General features: G+C 37.0%; 13 protein-coding genes. 6 read left to right on the top strand and 7 right to left on the bottom strand.

Annotated elements, in window-relative coordinates; genetic code table 11:
- Positions 1 to 872: 872 nt before the first annotated feature.
- Together V7127_RS20895 and V7127_RS20890 are read right to left on the bottom strand one after the other, a co-directional pair.
- The gene (locus V7127_RS20895) at positions 873 to 2,660 is read right to left on the bottom strand and encodes a S9 family peptidase (protein WP_335489230.1); all 1,788 of its coding nucleotides are present in this window, start codon (positions 2,658 to 2,660) and stop codon (positions 873 to 875) included.
- A 477-nt stretch (positions 2,661 to 3,137) separates the two neighbouring features.
- A complete protein-coding gene (locus tag V7127_RS20890) occupies positions 3,138 to 3,623 on the bottom strand; it encodes a glutathione peroxidase (RefSeq protein WP_335353415.1) in 486 nt (161 codons plus the stop codon).
- A 370-nt stretch (positions 3,624 to 3,993) separates the two neighbouring features.
- Between V7127_RS20890 and V7127_RS20885 the strand changes: the two genes are divergently transcribed.
- The 4 genes from V7127_RS20885 to gnd all read left to right on the top strand — a co-directional run bounded on the left by V7127_RS20885 (position 3,994) and on the right by gnd (position 9,129).
- Entirely contained in the window at positions 3,994 to 4,725 is a 732-nt protein-coding gene (locus V7127_RS20885) for a GntR family transcriptional regulator (RefSeq protein WP_335346517.1), read from the top strand.
- Complete coding sequence (gntK, locus tag V7127_RS20880) at positions 4,718 to 6,262, top strand: gluconokinase (protein ID WP_335346516.1); 1,545 nt, start codon at positions 4,718 to 4,720, stop codon at positions 6,260 to 6,262. Before V7127_RS20885 ends, gntK begins: the two co-directional genes overlap by 8 nt.
- An 18-nt stretch (positions 6,263 to 6,280) precedes the next feature.
- Positions 6,281 to 7,627, top strand: coding sequence for a GntP family permease (locus tag V7127_RS20875; protein WP_335346515.1), 1,347 nt, complete (start codon positions 6,281 to 6,283; stop codon positions 7,625 to 7,627).
- Between the two features lie 98 nt (positions 7,628 to 7,725).
- Positions 7,726 to 9,129 carry a decarboxylating NADP(+)-dependent phosphogluconate dehydrogenase gene (gnd, locus tag V7127_RS20870; protein WP_335489227.1) on the top strand — a complete coding sequence of 468 codons (1,404 nt, stop codon included), beginning with the start codon at positions 7,726 to 7,728 and terminating at the stop codon, positions 9,127 to 9,129.
- Between the two features lie 265 nt (positions 9,130 to 9,394).
- On the opposite strand, the gene V7127_RS20865 is transcribed toward gnd, so the two are convergent.
- The gene (locus tag V7127_RS20865; RefSeq protein ID WP_335489224.1) at positions 9,395 to 9,892 is read right to left on the bottom strand and encodes an LURP-one-related/scramblase family protein; all 498 of its coding nucleotides are present in this window, start codon (positions 9,890 to 9,892) and stop codon (positions 9,395 to 9,397) included.
- Between the two features lie 252 nt (positions 9,893 to 10,144).
- Between V7127_RS20865 and V7127_RS20860 the strand changes: the two genes are divergently transcribed.
- The gene (locus V7127_RS20860; protein WP_335489221.1) at positions 10,145 to 11,335 is read left to right on the top strand and encodes an MFS transporter; all 1,191 of its coding nucleotides are present in this window, start codon (positions 10,145 to 10,147) and stop codon (positions 11,333 to 11,335) included.
- 155 nt (positions 11,336 to 11,490) lie between these two features.
- Here the strand turns inward: V7127_RS20860 and V7127_RS20855 are convergent, their stop codons facing one another.
- The 4 genes from V7127_RS20855 to V7127_RS20840 form a co-directional block, all read right to left on the bottom strand.
- Complete coding sequence (locus V7127_RS20855) at positions 11,491 to 12,138, bottom strand: hypothetical protein (RefSeq protein WP_335489266.1); 648 nt, start codon at positions 12,136 to 12,138, stop codon at positions 11,491 to 11,493.
- Between the two features lie 46 nt (positions 12,139 to 12,184).
- Positions 12,185 to 14,245 carry a DUF4179 domain-containing protein gene (locus tag V7127_RS20850; protein ID WP_335489218.1) on the bottom strand — a complete coding sequence of 687 codons (2,061 nt, stop codon included), beginning with the start codon at positions 14,243 to 14,245 and terminating at the stop codon, positions 12,185 to 12,187.
- Positions 14,246 to 14,702: 457 nt separating this feature from the next.
- Positions 14,703 to 15,248 carry a histidine phosphatase family protein gene (locus V7127_RS20845; protein ID WP_335346510.1) on the bottom strand — a complete coding sequence of 182 codons (546 nt, stop codon included), beginning with the start codon at positions 15,246 to 15,248 and terminating at the stop codon, positions 14,703 to 14,705.
- A 399-nt stretch (positions 15,249 to 15,647) separates the two neighbouring features.
- Positions 15,648 to 17,600 carry a glycosyltransferase gene (locus V7127_RS20840; RefSeq protein WP_335489215.1) on the bottom strand — a complete coding sequence of 651 codons (1,953 nt, stop codon included), beginning with the start codon at positions 17,598 to 17,600 and terminating at the stop codon, positions 15,648 to 15,650.
- A 519-nt stretch (positions 17,601 to 18,119) separates the two neighbouring features.
- Here V7127_RS20840 and V7127_RS20835 point away from each other — a divergent pair.
- Complete coding sequence (locus V7127_RS20835; protein ID WP_335355581.1) at positions 18,120 to 19,055, top strand: NAD-dependent epimerase/dehydratase family protein; 936 nt, start codon at positions 18,120 to 18,122, stop codon at positions 19,053 to 19,055.
- Positions 19,056 to 19,211 lie beyond the last annotated feature (156 nt).

The raw sequence follows: 19,211 nt of genomic DNA, 5'->3' as shown, positions 1-19,211 counted from the left end.
TTCTTCTGACGTCGCTTCTGAAGTCGCTTCTTCTAATTCCATCGAAGTCGTCATCGAAGATATCATCGAAGTCGTCATCGAAGATATCATCGAAGAAATCATCGAAGTCGCTTCTTCTTCTTTCGAATTCATCTTCAAAGCGAGGCATAAATTCAACCTCCTTCCATTTCAGATGTTCTTTGAGAAAAAGGGACGATTACCTAAACTAACCGGCATTTTACAAGTTAATAGTTGTCTCACACAAAAAAGCTCTCATACAATGATGAGGAAAGTGCAACCCACTAAGACCAAAATAAATCTACTGCCTCTGGTATCCGATTACTTTAGGAAAGAATAATTTTCTCTATGTATATATATTTTTTTTGACAAGATTTGATTGGACAAGCATCATAGTTTTAAAAAATTATTCTGATTACAAAATATAAAACTAAATAATTCTTTTTATTACTGGCATCTTCATCTTTATTAAAAGTAACCTATAACCATTTTGTGTCATTATCTTTACTCTATAAATAATGTGTATGAAAATCTAAATACTTTACTTAAATTTCTCCAGCCTTTTCTTAAATGCTTAAATACTCTTCTTCCTTTTCCTTTTGATTGTGGTACTGATATCTTCATTCCCCTGAAATCGCAATATAAAGACACTTAAACAAAATTCACCTTAGAAATAATTCCTAAAAATTACTCCGAAGCCATTATCTATCTAAAACGTTAATGAAATTCCAATATAAAAAAGCATAATTTCTCAGCATAAAATTGAGAAATTATGCTTTTTTTGTTACTCCATTAATGCGTCCTTTAATAGAGCAACAAAACTGATGTTTTTAATCAATTAATATATGAAAAAATACTTCTTTGATTAAAAAATTCTAATTATTACCAATGTATTTTTCAAGAAAGTCAGCCAACTTAGAATATGCATAAATTTTATTTTTAAGTTTTGAAAACGTATGACCTTCATCTTCTATACGAATAAACGTAATAGGATGATCTCGTTTCTTAAGTTTATTCACAATCTGCTCTGATTCTTCAATCGAGACACGCGGGTCATTAACTCCATGGATCACCATAAGGGGAGAGGTGATATGGTCTGTAAGATTCAATGGATCGATTTGATCAAAAAATTCCCCATCTTCTTCAACCGTTCCATACTCAGCTTCTCTAAACCTCTTCCGCCAAGGACTTGTAGTTTTTAGGAAGGTTCTCAGGCTTGAGATTCCTACGATATCAACCGCAGCCGCCCACAAATCAGGATAGTGACTAATGGCAGAAAGAACCATAAATCCACCATAGCTGCCTCCCATAACCGCTATCTTTCCAGTATCAACATGGATATCTCCTTTAAGCCATTCCACTAAAGAAATTAGATCTTTCAGAGCATCCATCCGTTTACGAACATCATCTAAATGGGTATACGTCTTCCCGTAACCTGTACTGCCGCGAATATTTGGAGCAACCACTGCATAACCGCGGTTTAAAAAATATTGGAAAAGGGGATTGTAAACGGCACGACTTTGACTTTCCGGGCCACCATGAATATATACGACAACCGGCATTTTCTCAGCTGCAGATTTCGACTTATAGTAAAAGGCAGGGATCTGAAGGTTGTCAAAAGAACGATAGAATATTTGTTCAGGCTCAATTAATTTCCCCTTAAGTATGGGAATGTGAGAAATATGTGTAAGCTGTTCTGCCTTGAGGGTTTCTAGGTCAAGCGCCCATATATCAGATGGGTGTGCAGGCCCGTTAAATATATAGAGGAGCTTTTGGTTTTTTGGTGAAAATTTGAGATTGGAGATCACTCCCATTGGTGTTTCCCATGTATAAAGGGTACTTATATCTAAATCTAGTAAATACCCTTTTGAGATCCCCCCCACATTGACCGTGAAAGCTAATTGATTTTTTTTCTCATTCATGGCTAGCCCTTCAAAATCCCACTCTCCCTGCTCCAGCCAAGTGAATTGTTTAGTAGGTAAATGAATACATGCAAGCCCAAAAAATTCACGGTCTTTATTTGATAATAGATAAAGATGATCTCCATCCTTATTTAAATGGACATCCCTAAAACTTGCTTCTCCTGTATGTTCTGTTATCCAGTTCATACCTCCAGTTAAAAGGGATAACACACCTAAATCATGATCGAGGGGAGAGTTTGTTCTTCTAACCAATAATGAATGCGCATCGGGAAACCATTTCAGAACAGAAAACGCCCCATCTTGCGCAAAAACGAGGCGGATTTCAAGGGTCTCAAGATTCTGGATATAAATATCAAAAAATGCTTGATTTCTTCGATTGCTAGACCAAGCAATCCATTTTCCATCTGGAGAGCTTCCACCATACAAATGAACATATTCTGGGGAGTTTGTCAGGGAGATCAGCTCTCCATCCTTCTTTAATAAGTAAAGTTGTTCCCTCTCATTTCCGGAAACGTCCATCCCAATAATCAAATCCGATGTACCAGTAACATATTTTATGAATGTGATTCCTTCCTTTGTAAAAGAGGATTGGGCAAGCCCCCTATTTTCTCCATCATACTCCCATACCTGTGGCAATCCCGAATAATCACAAATAAAGCTTATCTTTTTTCCATTCGGTTCACATTCAAGATTTTTCACCGTACTAACATGCGCATAAGGATCTAGACTTACTTCATTCATTACATTACCACCCATCATCTATTTTCAAAAAATTATCTACCAAAATAGAGTTCTTTTTGAGCTTTAAATATTTGGTGAATTATTTATTTTCCAAAACATATTTACCCATTCATTATATTTAGACAGAATGATTAACATGCTTTGTTGTGTAAGAAGGCAGGTGTTAATTTCAATAATAAAGAGTTCCCATTTACGGGCGGTTCTGTATTCTCCTTTTATTGAATTAAAGCGCCGGATCGTGTTGCTTAACAAGTGAAACAAACGCTTCTCCATCTTTCTTTTTTGCATTTGACTAAGGCTTTTAGTGATCCCATATAGGACCTCCTTACTTTCAGTTATTGTTTTTCAATATATTAGATATGGGAGAGTATCAATTGGTTTTCATTGAATGATATGATTTTATTTATCTCAAAAAAATGTTCATAAAATGAAAAATGAGCGCTTATCCCTTATTCAAGGATTGCGCCCGATTGTTTGTCAGCACGGTTTCAGCACTTCTTCTATTTCGGCTGTCAGTTTTTCCGGTTCTGTCTGTGGAGCAAAACGCTTTACTACATTCCCTTTTCGGTCCACTAAAAATTTCGTAAAATTCCATTTGACCGCCTGTGACCCTAACGCGCCTTTGGCCTCCTTTTTTATGTATTGATAAAGTGGGTCCGCATTCGCTCCATTTACGTCTACTTTTGCAAACATTGGAAAACTCACATTGTAATTCAAATCGCAAAACTGCTGAATTTCCTCGTTCGTTCCTGGTTCCTGTTGACCGAATTGATTACAAGGAAATCCTAGAATCTCTAATCCTAAATCTCGGTACTTATCATACAGCGCTTGTAACCCCTTATACTGTGGTGTAAAGCCACACTTGCTCGCCGTATTGACGATAAGGACGACTTTTCCTTCGTAACGAGACAACGGCTCTGTCTGACCGTCGATTTTCTTTACTGTAAAGTCATACACACTCATTTTTGCTCACATCCCTTTCAAGGTAACCCTTTATCCTTCACTAACCACTTCCGATACGCCCCACTCGAAGCACACTTCCAATACCTAGAAAGAAAAGTCGTGAATTTATGTCTTACCTCATAATAAAATTTCTTCAATCGAAGTTAATTATCCTTCTTAATCTATACAGCCAGTTACCTTCAGTACGTTCCTTCACAATCTCTATGCGGATTATCATAAAAATCTGCAGAGAGATTCCGATATCTTCATTTATAAGCTCATTAATCATCAAAAATAATAATTTTTTGAAAAAAGTGTTAACATTTCTATTAATAATATTTATAATACTTGTATACAAGTCTACTTGTATTAAAATTGAGAAGGTGAATCCATGAAAGAATCCAGAGAAAATCTATATCCGGAAAAATGGCTTTCTAAGGCATCAACCGGTGATCGGATTGCATACGAGCTAAGAATGCGGATCATTTCGGGCGCTATTGAAAGCGGTACCATCCTATCAGAGAATAAATTGGCTGCAGATTTTTCAGTAAGCCGGTCACCGGTTCGGGATGCACTAAAAATACTTGCTGCTGAGAATATCATCCAGTTAGAAAGAATGGGTGCTGTTGTCCTCGGCTTAACAGAAAAGGAAATAGAAGAAATTTATGATGTCCGTTTGTTAATCGAAACATTTGTTTTTGAACGGCTAGTAAGAATAGAAGTAACCGAGCTAACAAAGGAACTTAGCAAAATTTTGGAAATGATGAAAGTTGCCATCAAATACCAAGATGCAGATGAGTTTTCCTATCAGGATATTCTGTTCCATGAAACGATTATTCGAGCTATTAATCATTCCCACATCCTGATGATTTGGAATAATTTAAAACCTGTGATGGAAAGCTTTATTCTTCTTTCCATGCGAATGCGTTTTAACGAAAAGTACGATGATTTCCCACGTATCATCAACAATCATAAATTATATATTGAAGCAATCAAAACAAAAGACCGAGCCCTTATGATTAAGTCCTTGCACCAAAACTTTGATGATGTTCAAGGCAAGGTTGAAGACCTGTGGAGGTCACAACAAATGCTTTCTGAAGGAGTAGAACAAGATAATGACTAACTTTATGTTAGGAATCGATATAGGAACAACAAGCACAAAAGCTGTTTTGTTCAGTGAAAACGGCAAAGTTATTCAACAGGAGAATATCGGTTACCCACTTTACACTCCTGATATCTCAACTGCTGAACAAAACCCGGAAGAAATCTTTCAAGCTGTTTTGAAAGCGATTTCGAATATCACAATACAACATCCTGAAAAACAGATCATGTTTATCTCGTTTAGCAGTGCGATGCATAGCGTCATTGCCATGGATGAAAATGATCAGCCGCTCACTTCCTGTATCACATGGGCGGATAATCGCAGTGAAGCATGGGCCCATAAAATCAAAGATGAATTGAATGGCCATGAAGTCTACAGACGAACAGGAACACCGATCCACCCGATGTCGCCATTAGCCAAAATTGCTTGGATTGTAAATGAGCACCCCGACATCGCGACAAAGGCAAAGAAGTATATCGGAATAAAAGAATATGTCTTCAAAAAATTGTTTAATCAATATACAGTCGATTTTTCCCTTGCTTCAGCAATGGGGATGATGGATCTCAAAACATTGGACTGGGATGACGAAGCATTAACAATTGCCGGAATTACAAGAGAACAATTATCTGAACTTGTCCCGACAACGAAAATATTTAAAAACTGCCATCCGGATTTTGCCCAGCTAATGGGGATTGAACCACAAACCCCGTTTGTCATTGGAGCCAGTGATGGCGTGCTCTCAAATCTCGGGGTCAATGCAATCAGAAAAGGTGAAATTGCCGTCACAATTGGGACAAGCGGTGCCATCCGAACGATTATTGATGAACCGCAAACGGATGAAAAAGGAAGGATTTTCTGCTACGCCTTAACCGAAAAGCATTGGGTCATTGGTGGGCCTGTCAATAATGGTGGGATGGTTCTTCGCTGGATTCGCGATGAGCTAGCCTCAGCAGAAGTGGAAACAGCAAAGCGATTAGGTATTGATCCGTACGAGGTGTTAACGAAAATTGCCGGAGGCGTTAGGCCAGGATCTGATGGATTGCTATTCCACCCTTACTTGGCAGGTGAACGTGCACCATTATGGAATCCTGACGTACGCGGCTCCTTTTTCGGCCTAACAATGTCCCATAAAAAAGAACATATGATTCGTGCTGTCTTAGAAGGTGTCATTTACAATTTATACACGGTATTTCTAGCATTAACTGAATGCATGGATGGACCTGTTACCCGGGTTCAAGCGACAGGGGGCTTCGCAAGGTCAGAGGTTTGGCGGCAAATGGTAGCCGACATCTTTGAATCTGAAGTGGAGGTACCCGAAAGCTATGAGAGTTCCTGTCTCGGTGCCTGTATTTTAGGACTTTATTCATTCGGAAAAATTGAATCATTTGAAGTGGCTTCTCACATGATTGGCAGCACTTACAAGCATACGCCTGAAGGAGGTGCTGTTAAAGAATACCAGCAATTATTGCCGATTTTTATTAATTTATCCCACGTATTAACAGAAGATTATACACGGATTTCAGCGTATCAAAGACGCTTACCGCACTCAACAAAATAACGAATGGGAGGCAATTAAATGCCATTACTTATTGTAGCAATTGGAATTTTAGCATTATTACTTTTAATAATGGGTTTAAAGTTAAATACCTTTATTTCATTAATTATTGTTTCATTTGGTGTTGCATTAGCCCTTGGTATGCCACTAGGGGAAATTGTTAAAACGATTGAAGCCGGATTAGGTGGTACACTTGGGCACTTAGCGTTAATTTTTGGACTTGGTGCGATGCTAGGAAAATTAATAGCAGATTCAGGTGGCGCACAACGAATTGCCATGACCCTTGTGAATAAATTCGGTGAGAAAAATATTCAATGGGCAGTTGTTGCAGCATCTTTTATCATCGGGGTTGCATTATTCTTCGAAGTAGGATTAGTATTATTAATTCCAATCGTCTTTGCCATTTCAAGACAATTAAATGTTTCAATTCTGTATCTTGGCATTCCGATGACAGCAGCATTATCTGTCACACATGGATTCCTGCCTCCTCACCCGGGCCCGACTGTCATTTCCGGTGAATATGGGGCAAACATTGGGGAAGTTCTACTTTACGGTTTTATTATATCCATTCCAACTGTTATTATTGCTGGTCCTATTTTTACAAAGCTTGCAAAAAAACTTGTTCCAGAATCTTTTACGAAGATGGGCAATATTGCTTCATTAGGTGAGCAAAAATCATTTAAGCTTGAAGACACACCAGGGTTTGGCATCAGTGTATTTACTGCCATTCTTCCTGTAATTTTAATGGCGATTGCAACCATTATTACATTGCTTCAAAAAACATTAGGATTTGAAGATAATTCGTTCTTGGCAGCCATCCGTTTTATTGGGGATGCTGGCACAGCGATGTTAATCTCTTTACTAGTTGCCATCTATACGATGGGCATTGCAAGAAAGATTCCAATCAAGACTATAATGGATTCATGTTCAACAGCCATTTCACATATCGGGATGATGCTGTTAATTATCGGGGGCGGCGGTGCCTTCAAACAAGTATTAATAAATGGCGGTGTTGGTGACTACGTTGCCGTAATGTTCAAAGACACTTCCATGTCCCCAATCTTACTTGCGTGGATCATCGCAGCTATCTTAAGAATTGCCCTAGGCTCTGCGACTGTTGCTGCATTAACTACTGCTGGATTGGTAATTCCAATGTTAGGACAAACGGACGTGAACCTCGCATTAGTTGTACTGGCAACCGGTGCAGGCAGCTTAATCGCTTCTCACGTAAACGATGCAGGCTTCTGGATGTTCAAAGAGTATTTTGGCTTAAGCATGAAAGAAACCTTTGCAACTTGGACATTGCTTGAAACTATTATTTCAGTTGCTGGATTAGGATTTGTTTTATTGCTAAGTTTAATAGTATAACCTGCTTTTGAAAAAAGGTCGGACCCTCAATGCTAATACACTTTAGCATCGAGGATCTGACCTGTTACCATTTTTGTCACAAAAGGAGAGTAATAAAGTTGAATACAATTGGTGTTATTGGTTTGGGAGTAATGGGCAGTAATATCGCTTTAAATATGGCAAGTCACGGTGAGCAGGTTGCTGTCTATAATTATACTCCGGATCTAACCGATCAGCTGGTTCAAAAAAGTAACGGTCAGCCCATCCATCCGTACTATGAAATTCAAGATTTTGTTCAATCACTAGAATCCCCAAGGAAAGTCTTCCTGATGGTCACAGCTGGAAGTCCCATCGATTCTGTGATCCATTCATTGGTTCCTTTTCTTGATACAGGAGATATCATCATGGACGGCGGCAATTCCCATTATGAAGATACTGCTCGCAGATATGATGAGTTAAAGTCTAAGGGAATTGGTTATCTTGGAATTGGGATTTCAGGCGGGGAAGTCGGGGCCTTGACAGGTCCTTCCATCATGCCAGGCGGGGATAAGCAAGTATATGAACAGGCAGCTTCGATTCTTACAAAAATAGCAGCCCAAGTAGATGGTCAACCTTGCTGTACGTATATTGGCCCTAAAGGTGCAGGGCACTTTGTAAAGATGGTCCATAATGGAATTGAGTATGCCGACATGCAGCTGATTGCTGAGGCCTATACTTTTTTAAGAGAAAAGTTAGGTTTATCTGTTGATGAAATTGCCGACATCTTCGAGTCATGGAATCAAGGTGAACTAAAAAGTTATTTAATCGAGATTACTGCAGAGATCTTAAGAAAAAGGGATGAAATAACCGGTTCGCCTCTGATTGATGTGATTCTTGATAAAGCAGGGCAAAAAGGCACTGGTAAATGGACAAGCATCCAAGCCATTGATAACGGAATTCCAGCTTCCATTATTACGGAGGCATTGTTCGCGCGCTACATCTCTTCTTTAAAAGAAGAAAGGGTTTTTGCAAAAAAATTCTTGTCGGAACCTGAATTTGATGAGTCCAAATTAGAAAAGGAAGTTTGGATTGAGCACGTTAGACAAGCATTATATTTAGGGAAGGTTTGCGCTTACGCTCAAGGATTTACACAATATAAAATGACGTCTGAACTGTTTGAATGGAATTTGCCTTTAAAGGACATTGCGCTCATCTTCCGCGGCGGCTGCATCATTCGTGCGGAATTTTTAAACGTAATAAGTGAAGTCTATGAAACACAGCCAAATTTGGCTAATTTATTAATCGCTCCTCATTTCGCCGAAAAAGTGAAAGAGTATCAAATGGGACTACGAAAAGTTGTCTGTGAGGGCATTACTTCCGGAATTGCATTTCCATGTTTAAGTGCATCGATTTCTTATTTGGATAGTTATCGGACAGACATTTCAAATGCTAATCTGTTGCAGGCACAAAGAGATTATTTTGGAGCCCACACATATGAACGACGTGACTTAGAAGGAGTCTTTCACACAAACTGGAATGATTGATTTTGCATCAGCAGAAAAAAGGTACCAGACCCCCAATGAATTTTAGGATCTCACTGGGGGTCTAGAACCAGAAACTATCTTCTCCCTCGATTTAATATATTATTTTGTATCCTTTATTTGAATTAGGTCAGAATTAAATACTTCAAACCTGTTTTTTCTAATATCAGCTTCCTGTGTCTTTGCTTTTTTGATAGTCGTTCCTAGACAGCAAAGAAAGGAAAGGTAAAAGAAAACCCATCAGCATATTATACTGTACGTCCATACGTTAATCTATTGCTGCTGATGAAGCGGCTGCTTGGTCAGCCTTCACACAATCAATTGCAACAACGATCGCAATAATGATAGCTTCCATTTCTTCATTCAATATTTGAACCTTATAACTATCGCCCCAAGTGAACCACTCCTTAGTCACTTTACCGACAACTTTCCCATGCTGCAAAACCTGAAAATCCATATCCAACCAATTACCTTGTACTTCAATGCCTGCCGCATCAATCGTATAACGTGCTTTAAAGAAAGAAAACTCCTTCTTAATCGTTAACACCTCTCGGCCATTCACCTCAACAAAAAACTTCGGTAAAAAGCTGAACACCTTTTTCGTAATAAGCGCAACTTCATCTCTTTTTGTATTCATAATGGAGAATGTCTTTGGAATCTGCATAAAACTGCCCTCCACATAATAAACATCCTTCTCCTGTTGGTCCTTTACCGTAAATTTGCCACTTAGACTAAATACCTTCTGTTTAATATATAGTTGCTTCATGCTATGCCTCCTTGATGTAGCATATTAATTACAATATGTTATGTTTTGTCTTACTGCTAATCATAGCATTATCAACAGAAGTGTGCTTTCTAAATAGTCTCTGCCAACCCTGCTGCCTTGTCGAGTCTGGTAAATTATTCACCGCAATTTGATAAAAAAGGGTTCTTCTCGCAAAAGTATTTTATGGTATGATGTTTAGGTTGTGTATACACTATGTGACACATTAACATTCATCTATGAAAAGAGGTATTTATGCACCCTGTAAAATTATCAAAGCGACATTGGTTGCTTATCTTAACACTTACTTTATTAACATTTGTTCTTGGGACAAGCGAATTTGTGATTGTCGGAATCTTAACCGATATTTCCTCAAGCCTTCATATAACAAATGCAAAAGCAGGTACACTCGTTTCCGCGTTTGCCATTACGTTTGCCATCGCCACACCACTAGTAATGTCAGCAACAAGTCATTTTCCAAAGCGTAGATGGATGTTGTTTTTGATCGGATCTTTCATCGTCCTGAATGCATTATGTGTAATCTCGTCGAGCTACATCATGCTCCTCACCCTTCGAATGATGACAGCAATTGTGACAGGCGTATTAATTTCACTCGCCATGATAGTTGCGAGTGAAACGATGCCGATTCAAAAACGCGGACTCGCGATATCATTCGTTTTCGGTGGGTTCACACTGGCAAATGTCGTTGGAGTGCCAATTGGTACAGTCATCGCAGATTGGTATAGCTGGAATGCCACTTTCATGTTAACGACTCTCCTAGGAGGATTAGCGTTTTTTGCATCCTTTTTCGTCTTGCCTAATGGACTCAGCCAAATACGGAGTTCGATTCGGGATCAGTTTTCTTTATTGACCAAGCCACGAATTTTGATGGCATTTTTCATTCCTGCTCTCGGATTTGGTGCAACGTATGTTGTCTTTACATACCTTGTTCCTATCTTAAAGGGAATGGAAGCACCAAATAACTTCATTAGTTTAATCTTATTTGGTTACGGAATTATTTCGATTTTCAGCAATATCCTCGCTGGTAAAATTGCCAGCCACAATGCAATCGGTCGCCTTCGGTTTGTTTTTCTCGTACAGGCAGTGGTGCTAGCAAGTTTATTTTGGACGACCCAAAACTTCGTTGTCGGGTTAACCAACATCGGCTTAATGTCATTAATGGCGATTATGTTAACAACATCGACACAGCTTTATTTAATTGATCTTGCTGGCATTTATCAGCCAAAAGCAACAGGGCTCGCCGCTTCACTTATGCCAGTAGCAAGCAACGTAGGTATCGCTTTCGGTTCAGCTCTAGGAGGAATGGTGTATCATCAAGGAAATTTAATGAATGTCACATGGGTTGGTGGAATCGTGGCAGTCTGTGCTTGTCTCCTAACTTGTTTTAGTCATCTTTTAGACGAAAAACAAAAGAAATTAGCATAAACACACAAGAAAGGGCAGCCCCCAATTAACCCAAGCTGTCAATTTCTACGAAAGACAGTTTCTCCTATGGTGGAAAGGAAAGGAATTAACCTCTTCTTTTCCACCAATAGGAGGCCATGGAATCTGAACAAAGGAATATTATTAGGTCCCAGAACTTATGATTTATTTGTTAACTTCACAACAGATGAATTGGGTTTCTTCTCTTTTTGTATTCTCATAATACTCTGTTCATTAAGTAAACCAATAATTTTTTCAAGGTGATCCAAATCACTTACCACAAAAAAACTTGGCTGGAATAGTCTATTTTTTAAATAAAATGTCAATTTATATGCATTGTTCACTCGAGAATCAAGCCCATAAAGCTCATGCCAACGAATTATTTTTTCTGTTTCATAGTATTTTATTTGATTTGAAGAATAGGATTTTCCATGAAGGATTAGACCTTTTGGTAAAATAAACAGATTTCCGCGATGCTTAATTGCGCTAATGATTGTGAAAAACAAATAGGCAAAACTAAAGAAGGAGGATCCCAACCAGTCAGTTGAAATGACAATTATTAAAAGCACTGTTAACAATACAAGAGCAATCATGGTGCCCCATTTTACATATTGATAAGATTTCGTGTGCTTTGTTAAAGGCTCCATCTCTTTCCACTCAGTTGGCAGGAGGATACTACTAAACTCATGTTCTTTTTTGGGAAAGAGCGCATCTTTAGAGCAATCAGCTGCTTTCTTTAGATTTAATCGATATTTGATTAAATAAATGACTCCTAGAACAAATAACACCGTAAATATGATGTTCATCACTTCTTAATTACTCCTCCTTCTCTCTTTCCTTTTTCTTCACCCATTATTCCAAAGAAATTTTTACAACATCATCTAAATATTTCGTTGTACTATATCCATAAATCTCCAGACTCTTAGGATTTACATTTTTACCTTGGAACCGAACGCTTTGAACTGTAGATAAATGACGGGGCTGCTCGATTTCCTCATATGGGACCGGCATATTATTTATTTCGTATACTACCCCGTTTTTATCAACAATTACTCCTTCAGAATTCATATCTATAAAACTCGATTCATTTACAATATTGAATTGAAGCCACTCATACTCCCGATTCTCAACCTCATGATTACTTAGCACAAAATTCGTAGAGTCGCCAACTTCCATCCTATCTATGGAAATTGTACTTCCCGCATATTCAAAAGTATGAGGGTATTCTCTAATATCGTCCAATTCGATGATAAATGTATCTTCAACCGTTAAATTAGCAGATTTAAATTGAACATGAACCTCTTTCGGTTTTTCTCCAAAAAGAGGGTCAAAGTGTGTTTGATAAGTTGCCCAATTCACGTCTTGCTGTGAATGCCAAAAAGAGCTGCCATACATTTGAGCTTTTATTTTTTTATTGTTCACTTCTAGATTGTTAATATTAAGAGAGTCTATCCGCTTCACTATTCGTTCATTATTAATACCAAATTGCAGAATCGTTGTAGTTGGAGCAATGATGAGTTTATCAAATCGAAGGGGAATTCCTTCAATTTCTGTTACTTCATCATCCAATGCATATTCGGTGGAAGGCCGTTTTGTTACTGGTATCTCGAAGCTCCACTCGCCTGTTTTATTTTCAATATTATCGTAATTCCAATAACCAGAGCGCCCAGAGGAATCACGAATTAATTTCTGAAGCTTCGTGATCGTGAGTTTGATTGTCCCGCTCTCCTCTTTAAGTGGCAACAGACTCATCTTCCCTTTAAACACGTTCTTTTCTTTGTTATTTATATCCGATTCAAGGTCAGGAGGATAGAACCTTGGATACGTTTCACGGCTCATGATTTCATACTCGTTCTCTACAAAAACCCCATCACCATAACCAAAATTCATCACAAATTGATTATCTTCACCTGTATCTTCTATTTCATAAATAACAAGCGTCTGAACATCATCAGCAATTACGCTCTTAATCTTCACCTTCACCCCGTCGTCTTCCGCTTCCAGATTCAGCCTTTTACCGAGGTCCTGCTGTAGAAAATAACGCAATTCCGGATCTTCTTCTGTCCATGTATAGTAGACGTAGGCAAACGCCCCTGTAAAGAAACCTACACCCATCAATAATGCGAATACACTAGCAAAAACAAGTCCCATTCTTTTACGTTTCTTGTTCTTCTGTTGTCTGTGGATTTCTTTTTCAGTCAGCCTAGCTCTAACCTTCTCCATAAAACCATATGGCACATGCAAATCTTCTATTAGATTAGTAAGATCCAACATCGTTAACATGACATCCTGAAAGGCAGCCAGATCCTCCTGACAATCTTGACAATGATAAATATGTATTTCGAAATCAATCTTTTTCTGTCGATCCATCGCTCGTTCTAAGTAATAGATGTAATCCTTTTTATATTCCTTACAGCCATTAAAGGTTGATTCAGGCCTCATTTCATTTCTAAGAGACTGGATTCCTGAAGCCAAAAGTTCTTTCATCTTTTCCGCTGACACTTGGAGAAGATGTGCCGCTTCCTCCTGAGAGAATCCTTGTATATATGTTAGGACCATGGCTTCTCTCTCGGACTCCTTCAATTGATCAAGTGCTTTAAATAACTCCTGCCTTGGTTCACTGTCCTCTGAAGCTTGTAAACTTCTATCACCCGAAAGCTCCCGACAGTTATATATGAAAATGGATGTACCCCATGTTTCGAATGGTGTTTTATTCTTATATCGAGGCCATTCCTTTTGGACTTGTATTATGGACCGGTAAAAAAGCTCTTCCATTTGCTTTTGATTACTAAGATAGGACCAGCCAAGTATATAAAACGATTGTTTGTGCTGATCGAACCAATCGACTATGGATTCCACGTCTTTTTCTCTTATTGTAGTGGTAGAAATGGGATTTGTTTTTGCTGGAATCATAAACATGTTCCCCCCTTTTATCCGCGTGTCATTAACATTATATATGTGTTCCTGATAATTTGATCCGCAACCTTTGTATAAATTTCAGGTGAAAGCTAGTAATTTTTATAAATAAATTACAATTATTATAAAATAATGGTTCATATATAGAATATCAAACTTCGAATTAGTTCGTAAGACTGCTTGTATTTTTATCTCAACAGATTAAATATTATTTTTTCAAAACAGAAAAACCCCCTATAGGTAATAGTGTATCATCTACAATTTTTCTTGTAGCCTTTTTACACTATCCACATATAGGGGCTAAAATCAAGGAAACCCTTTCAAACAATTGTTCAGCTTTTACTAAGATTTTTGTTGCAACCTTTATGCTCGTTAAGGTGGGTGCTGTTTTGGAAAAAAACTCATTTACTTATGATACGGTTCACCTATGCTTTTCTAGTACAGCAACCTTCATCTAGCTATCTAATGTACTCAAATCTGCTAAAGATAATCGACTAACTACATCATAACGATTCCCTTCCCCTCTAGGGTTTATAATAACTGTCCCCATATTAGGTATTTGACCTAAACCGACCCCTTCCGGGAAACTGTGAGCAACAATAACCTTATTTCTCCCCACTTCTGGTATTGTTTCAAAATAAGACTTAAGATTATATAAAATTCTTTGTCTATCACTACTAGGTAAATTTCCACTCAACCAATTTACCTCAACCCAAAAAGGATTAACTTGAACATTATGACTTCCAAATGCTAACTGTGCTGTTTCTATTGTCCTGCAAAAAGGACTTGTCGAAACAGGGTATTCAATCGGAATTTGTAAATATCGAAGAATTTCTCCATAGTAAATAGCCTGCCTACGTCCCTTTTCAGAAAGATTTCTTTGGGTTAAACAGTTTTGAAAGTTTAAATAGGGTAAATCTCTTCCAACGGTCGCTTCCCCATGCCTTGCATATAATATAAATCCTCCAGTTCTAATGGAATTTAGTAACGATCTATTCAAAATATTTTTCTCCTTTCATATAAACATCCTATTTACTGCTAATGTATGACATGGGTTCTTAATCAGTTAAAAAAAAACAAACAGGAATAATTAATACCTTTTCCCGTTTGTTTTAAGCATAGATTTATACTGTTGCAAAGCCACGCGTGTGATTGGAAAACTAACTTTTCCATCAGATTCAATTTTAATAAAAATCCAGTCTTGATAAAGTTTCTTTATTTATTAGAATTTCTACCCTCTGTTTTACCACTATTTATGATAAGGTTCACCGTAACATATTAAAGTGAGGTTTTTTCTGTTTCTTGCAATAATGGGGAGTCGATTTAGCTACTCCTCCTATAGAATTGTTAATACGACAATTCTTAGTATATATGTTAAAATTAATAGTTTTTACACCCATTAAATTTTTGTAGCAAGGAAATCAAAATATTGCTTAAATTTATCACATTGGTTTTTCCATGTCCAATTCTGTATTTGTATTAAGTTTTCTTCAGACAGTTCCTTTAGCAGTGCTGGTTGTTTGTAGATTTTTAATATAGCCTGTTGCAAGGCCTCTATTGAACGATCCTTCAATATGAACTCCTTCTGCTTAGGGCCTAACACTTGTGGAACAATCCCTACATTGGTTGAGATTACTGGAACACCACAAGCCATGGCTTCCAAAATAGGGTTAGGTGTCCCTTCTATTTCTGACATACAGACTAAAATATCGATATTAGAATAGTAGTGAACCATTTCATGGTGAGGAACAATGCGTTCATTACTATCGCAATACTGTCCTGTAATGCGATAGCCTAAATCTTCGAATTGTGCCACCGCAGGCTTCACTATGGTTCGAAACCCTTTGAAGTCCTTTTTTTTCGGTCCCCATTTACTATTTCCCACCCAACCGATTTTCAATGTTTTTTTTTGAGTGTTAAACCTCTCTAATCCGATAGGATAGAAAATATCAGGGTCAACTCCATCTTCAATAACCATTAGTGGTTTCGGATACTCTTTAATATTATTATAGATATTCCAAAGGGACCTGGAGGAGACATAATAATAAGCAGAATGGAAAAGATTTTTTCTTTTACGTATTTCCCTTTTTTTCAAAAACAAATGATCATAAACACAAGTCGATAAAACCTTTTCCTCTAGGAATTTTTCAGCACCTTCAGCTGATAATAATGTTGGAATCATATCTCTCCAGAAAATATGGATAATGTCAAAATCCTCTATTTCGCTAAATAATTTACTGTAATTCCAATCCAATTCTTTCATTGAAAACAATCTAAAATCAAAGAAGCTGTTTAAGTTCTTCTCAATTTGTCGCATAATATTGCCAAACGCCCAATAATCAACGTCGGCGATTAAAGCAATCTTTATTTTTTGCTGTTTTTCATTCAAAACGAGCCACTCTTTTCCCTTATCTATAGAGTTGTTTTTTTCCTTCACCCATTGAATAACAGTAGGTGTTAATATCTTATAACCATATTTTTTTTCAAGATAAAGAGCTGAGGCCTCTATAACCTTCGAAGAGTATCTTTGTTTTTCATAGTCTAAATCAGTTGTATTATTTTTTTCGATTGTATGGTCGTGTACTAAATGAAACGAACATATATTGCCAATCCGAAGCCCTTCTCTAAAAAGACGGATTGAAAAGTCTAAATCCTCAAATCCAATAAACATTTGCTCGTCATAGCCACCTAACCGTTGAAATGTACTTTTTCTGAAAATAGAAGCGCCACCAAAAAGGAAATTTGATAAAAAAGGCTTGGTTAAATATTTTTTATTAATATTTTCAATTTTAGTTTGTTTGAAGCAAGTACCGGCTCCAAGTGCAACATGGTTGTCATAAGGAGTTATATAAAGATGGCCGCCTAAAGCATCGATTCTCTTTTCATTAGATTTTAATAGGGGTAAGTTCAGGAAATGGCACCCAAGTGTTTGAAGGGTTTCACGTAGCGGATCTAATGGATCGCTGATGAAATAGATATCATTATCTAAACACATAACCCAATCAGTGTTGATATGATCTAGCGCACGATTCCTCGCACCAGCGACCCCATAATTACAACCAAGCTCTACGATTTTTATATTAAAACGAAGATTGGTACACTCGCTTTTTAATTCCTCTAATTGTTCGGGACTTGATCCATTATCAACTATTAACAAGTCTCCCTTAAATCGTGGGATATAGTTTTCTACGGATTTTAATAGCCTCTTCGACATAGTAACTCTATTTAAAGATAAAAAAGTTATCGTCAAATTTTCGCCATTGGGACCTATATTATTATCTGCTGATAATAAATGGCTTAATGGACTGCTAAAGTAACTTAACTTGTTTACTCCTTTGTTAAGACCAGACATTAAGTCAACTCCTTAATTAAAAAAAAGATATAAATACTCAATATTTAAATGTAACCAACTGAGTCCCGCAAAGGATTTTGAAGATATTTTTTATAAGTGATGAATTGCCAGGCAGGAGAAATTCTCTAAGATGTTAAAACAAATTTGTCCAATTTTTGTGCATATGCCGACTAAAGATTGATGGGAAGGAGTGTTCCAAATATCTTATGAAAACCAGAAACCCCTTGTAAAGGACGCTTACCCATATTTAACAAATTTTGGACCTATATACTATTAAACAACGAAAGTTTAAATTCCATTCCTGGATTTCTTGTCTATGTTATTAAATAGCTGACATGGATAGTTCCAAAATTTAAAAATCTTTTTAAGAAGAAAGGTATCCGTTCAAGTGAAATTAAATTTAATCATTAATTAACTTAAAAGGACTATCATCCTATTTTTTCAATCATCATACATAACTAACACATTTAAATTTAAAACCAATAATATATAATAAATAACAGCTTATGAGGTGAATGAATGGAGAAAGTTTTGGTTAGTGGCGGTGCGGGTTTTATTGGATCCCACATTGTCGATCTACTAGTCAAGGAAGGTTATGAGCCTATTATTATTGATAATCTTTCGACCGGAACAACAAGTAACTTACTATCCAATTTAAAATTTTATCATGTTGATATCACATCTCCGGACTTAGAAATGATTTTTGAAAAAGAGAAGCCATCCTATGTAATTCATCTTGCCGCTCAAGTAGACGTCGAAAAATCCATTAAAAATCCATCGAGAGATGCGGAAATTAATATTTTAGGTACAATTCGTTTGTTGACATATTGTTATCAATTTAATATAAAAAAGATCATTTTTTCTTCCTCATGTGCTGTATATGGAAATACTCCTCATTATGGCATTACAGAATTATTCCCAGTGCAGCCACTCTCATTTTATGCTATATCCAAATATGCGTCGGAAATGTATATTAAGCTTTTTTATGATCTGTATGGACTTCCATTTACTATTCTACGATACGCAAATGTCTATGGCCCGCGACAAAATTCAAAAGGTGAAGGGGGAGTTGTCTCCATTTTTTTAAATAAACTTTTCAAGAATGAAGATGTCAACATATATGGGGACGGGGAACAAACTCGTGATTTTGTTTACGTAAAGGATGTGGCAGCAGCTAATTTACTATCGCTGAAAAAAGGAGATAATGAAATTATTAATATTGGTTTAAACTCAAAAACTAGCATTAATAAACTCTATCATCTATGTAAAACAATGATTACAAATCCACCTGTTTACCCGATTTATCTACCAGCACGTAAAGGAGATATTAAACATAGTGCATTGGATCATACGAAAGCCATTGAAATACTTGGCTGGAAGCCTAAATATGATTTACTACAAGGCTTATCTGAAACAATTAAAATCTTTGATGCAGAGAACCAAGGGCTTAACTAACTTTTAAGTATCTCTTTTATCAAAATTGGTCAATGCATAGAGAATAATTTATACAACAAAATGTTAGATATAGCTATGGGAAGTATTATAATGAAAAATATGACAAACCCTTTTTTGTATACCAGCTATCCAAAAGGAAATCAAAGAGTGTAGAGA

It is taken from the genome of Bacillus sp. JJ1773 (assembly GCF_036962035.1).
Classification (GTDB): domain Bacteria; phylum Bacillota; class Bacilli; order Bacillales; family Cytobacillaceae; genus Cytobacillus.
Note: the sequence above shows the minus strand (reverse complement) of the source record. Positions and strands in the feature narration are given on the sequence as shown.

Bases quoted from the DNA above. Each gene is read 5' to 3' on its own strand.
- V7127_RS20885 (WP_335346517.1), top strand. From the start codon at position 3,994: ATGAAAGAATCCAGAGAAAATCTATATCCGGAAAAATGGCTTTCTAAG.
- V7127_RS20835 (WP_335355581.1), top strand. From the start codon at position 18,120: ATGGAGAAAGTTTTGGTTAGTGGCGGTGCGGGTTTTATTGGATCCCAC.
- V7127_RS20855 (WP_335489266.1), bottom strand. From the start codon at position 12,138: ATGAACATCATATTTACGGTGTTATTTGTTCTAGGAGTCATTTATTTA.
- V7127_RS20895 (WP_335489230.1), bottom strand. From the start codon at position 2,660: ATGAATGAAGTAAGTCTAGATCCTTATGCGCATGTTAGTACGGTGAAA.
- V7127_RS20840 (WP_335489215.1), bottom strand. From the start codon at position 17,600: ATGTCTGGTCTTAACAAAGGAGTAAACAAGTTAAGTTACTTTAGCAGT.
- V7127_RS20865 (WP_335489224.1), bottom strand. From the start codon at position 9,892: ATGAAGCAACTATATATTAAACAGAAGGTATTTAGTCTAAGTGGCAAA.
- V7127_RS20875 (WP_335346515.1), top strand. From the start codon at position 6,281: ATGCCATTACTTATTGTAGCAATTGGAATTTTAGCATTATTACTTTTA.
- gntK (WP_335346516.1), top strand. From the start codon at position 4,718: ATGACTAACTTTATGTTAGGAATCGATATAGGAACAACAAGCACAAAA.
- V7127_RS20850 (WP_335489218.1), bottom strand. From the start codon at position 14,245: ATGATTCCAGCAAAAACAAATCCCATTTCTACCACTACAATAAGAGAA.
- V7127_RS20890 (WP_335353415.1), bottom strand. From the start codon at position 3,623: ATGAGTGTGTATGACTTTACAGTAAAGAAAATCGACGGTCAGACAGAG.
- V7127_RS20860 (WP_335489221.1), top strand. From the start codon at position 10,145: ATGCACCCTGTAAAATTATCAAAGCGACATTGGTTGCTTATCTTAACA.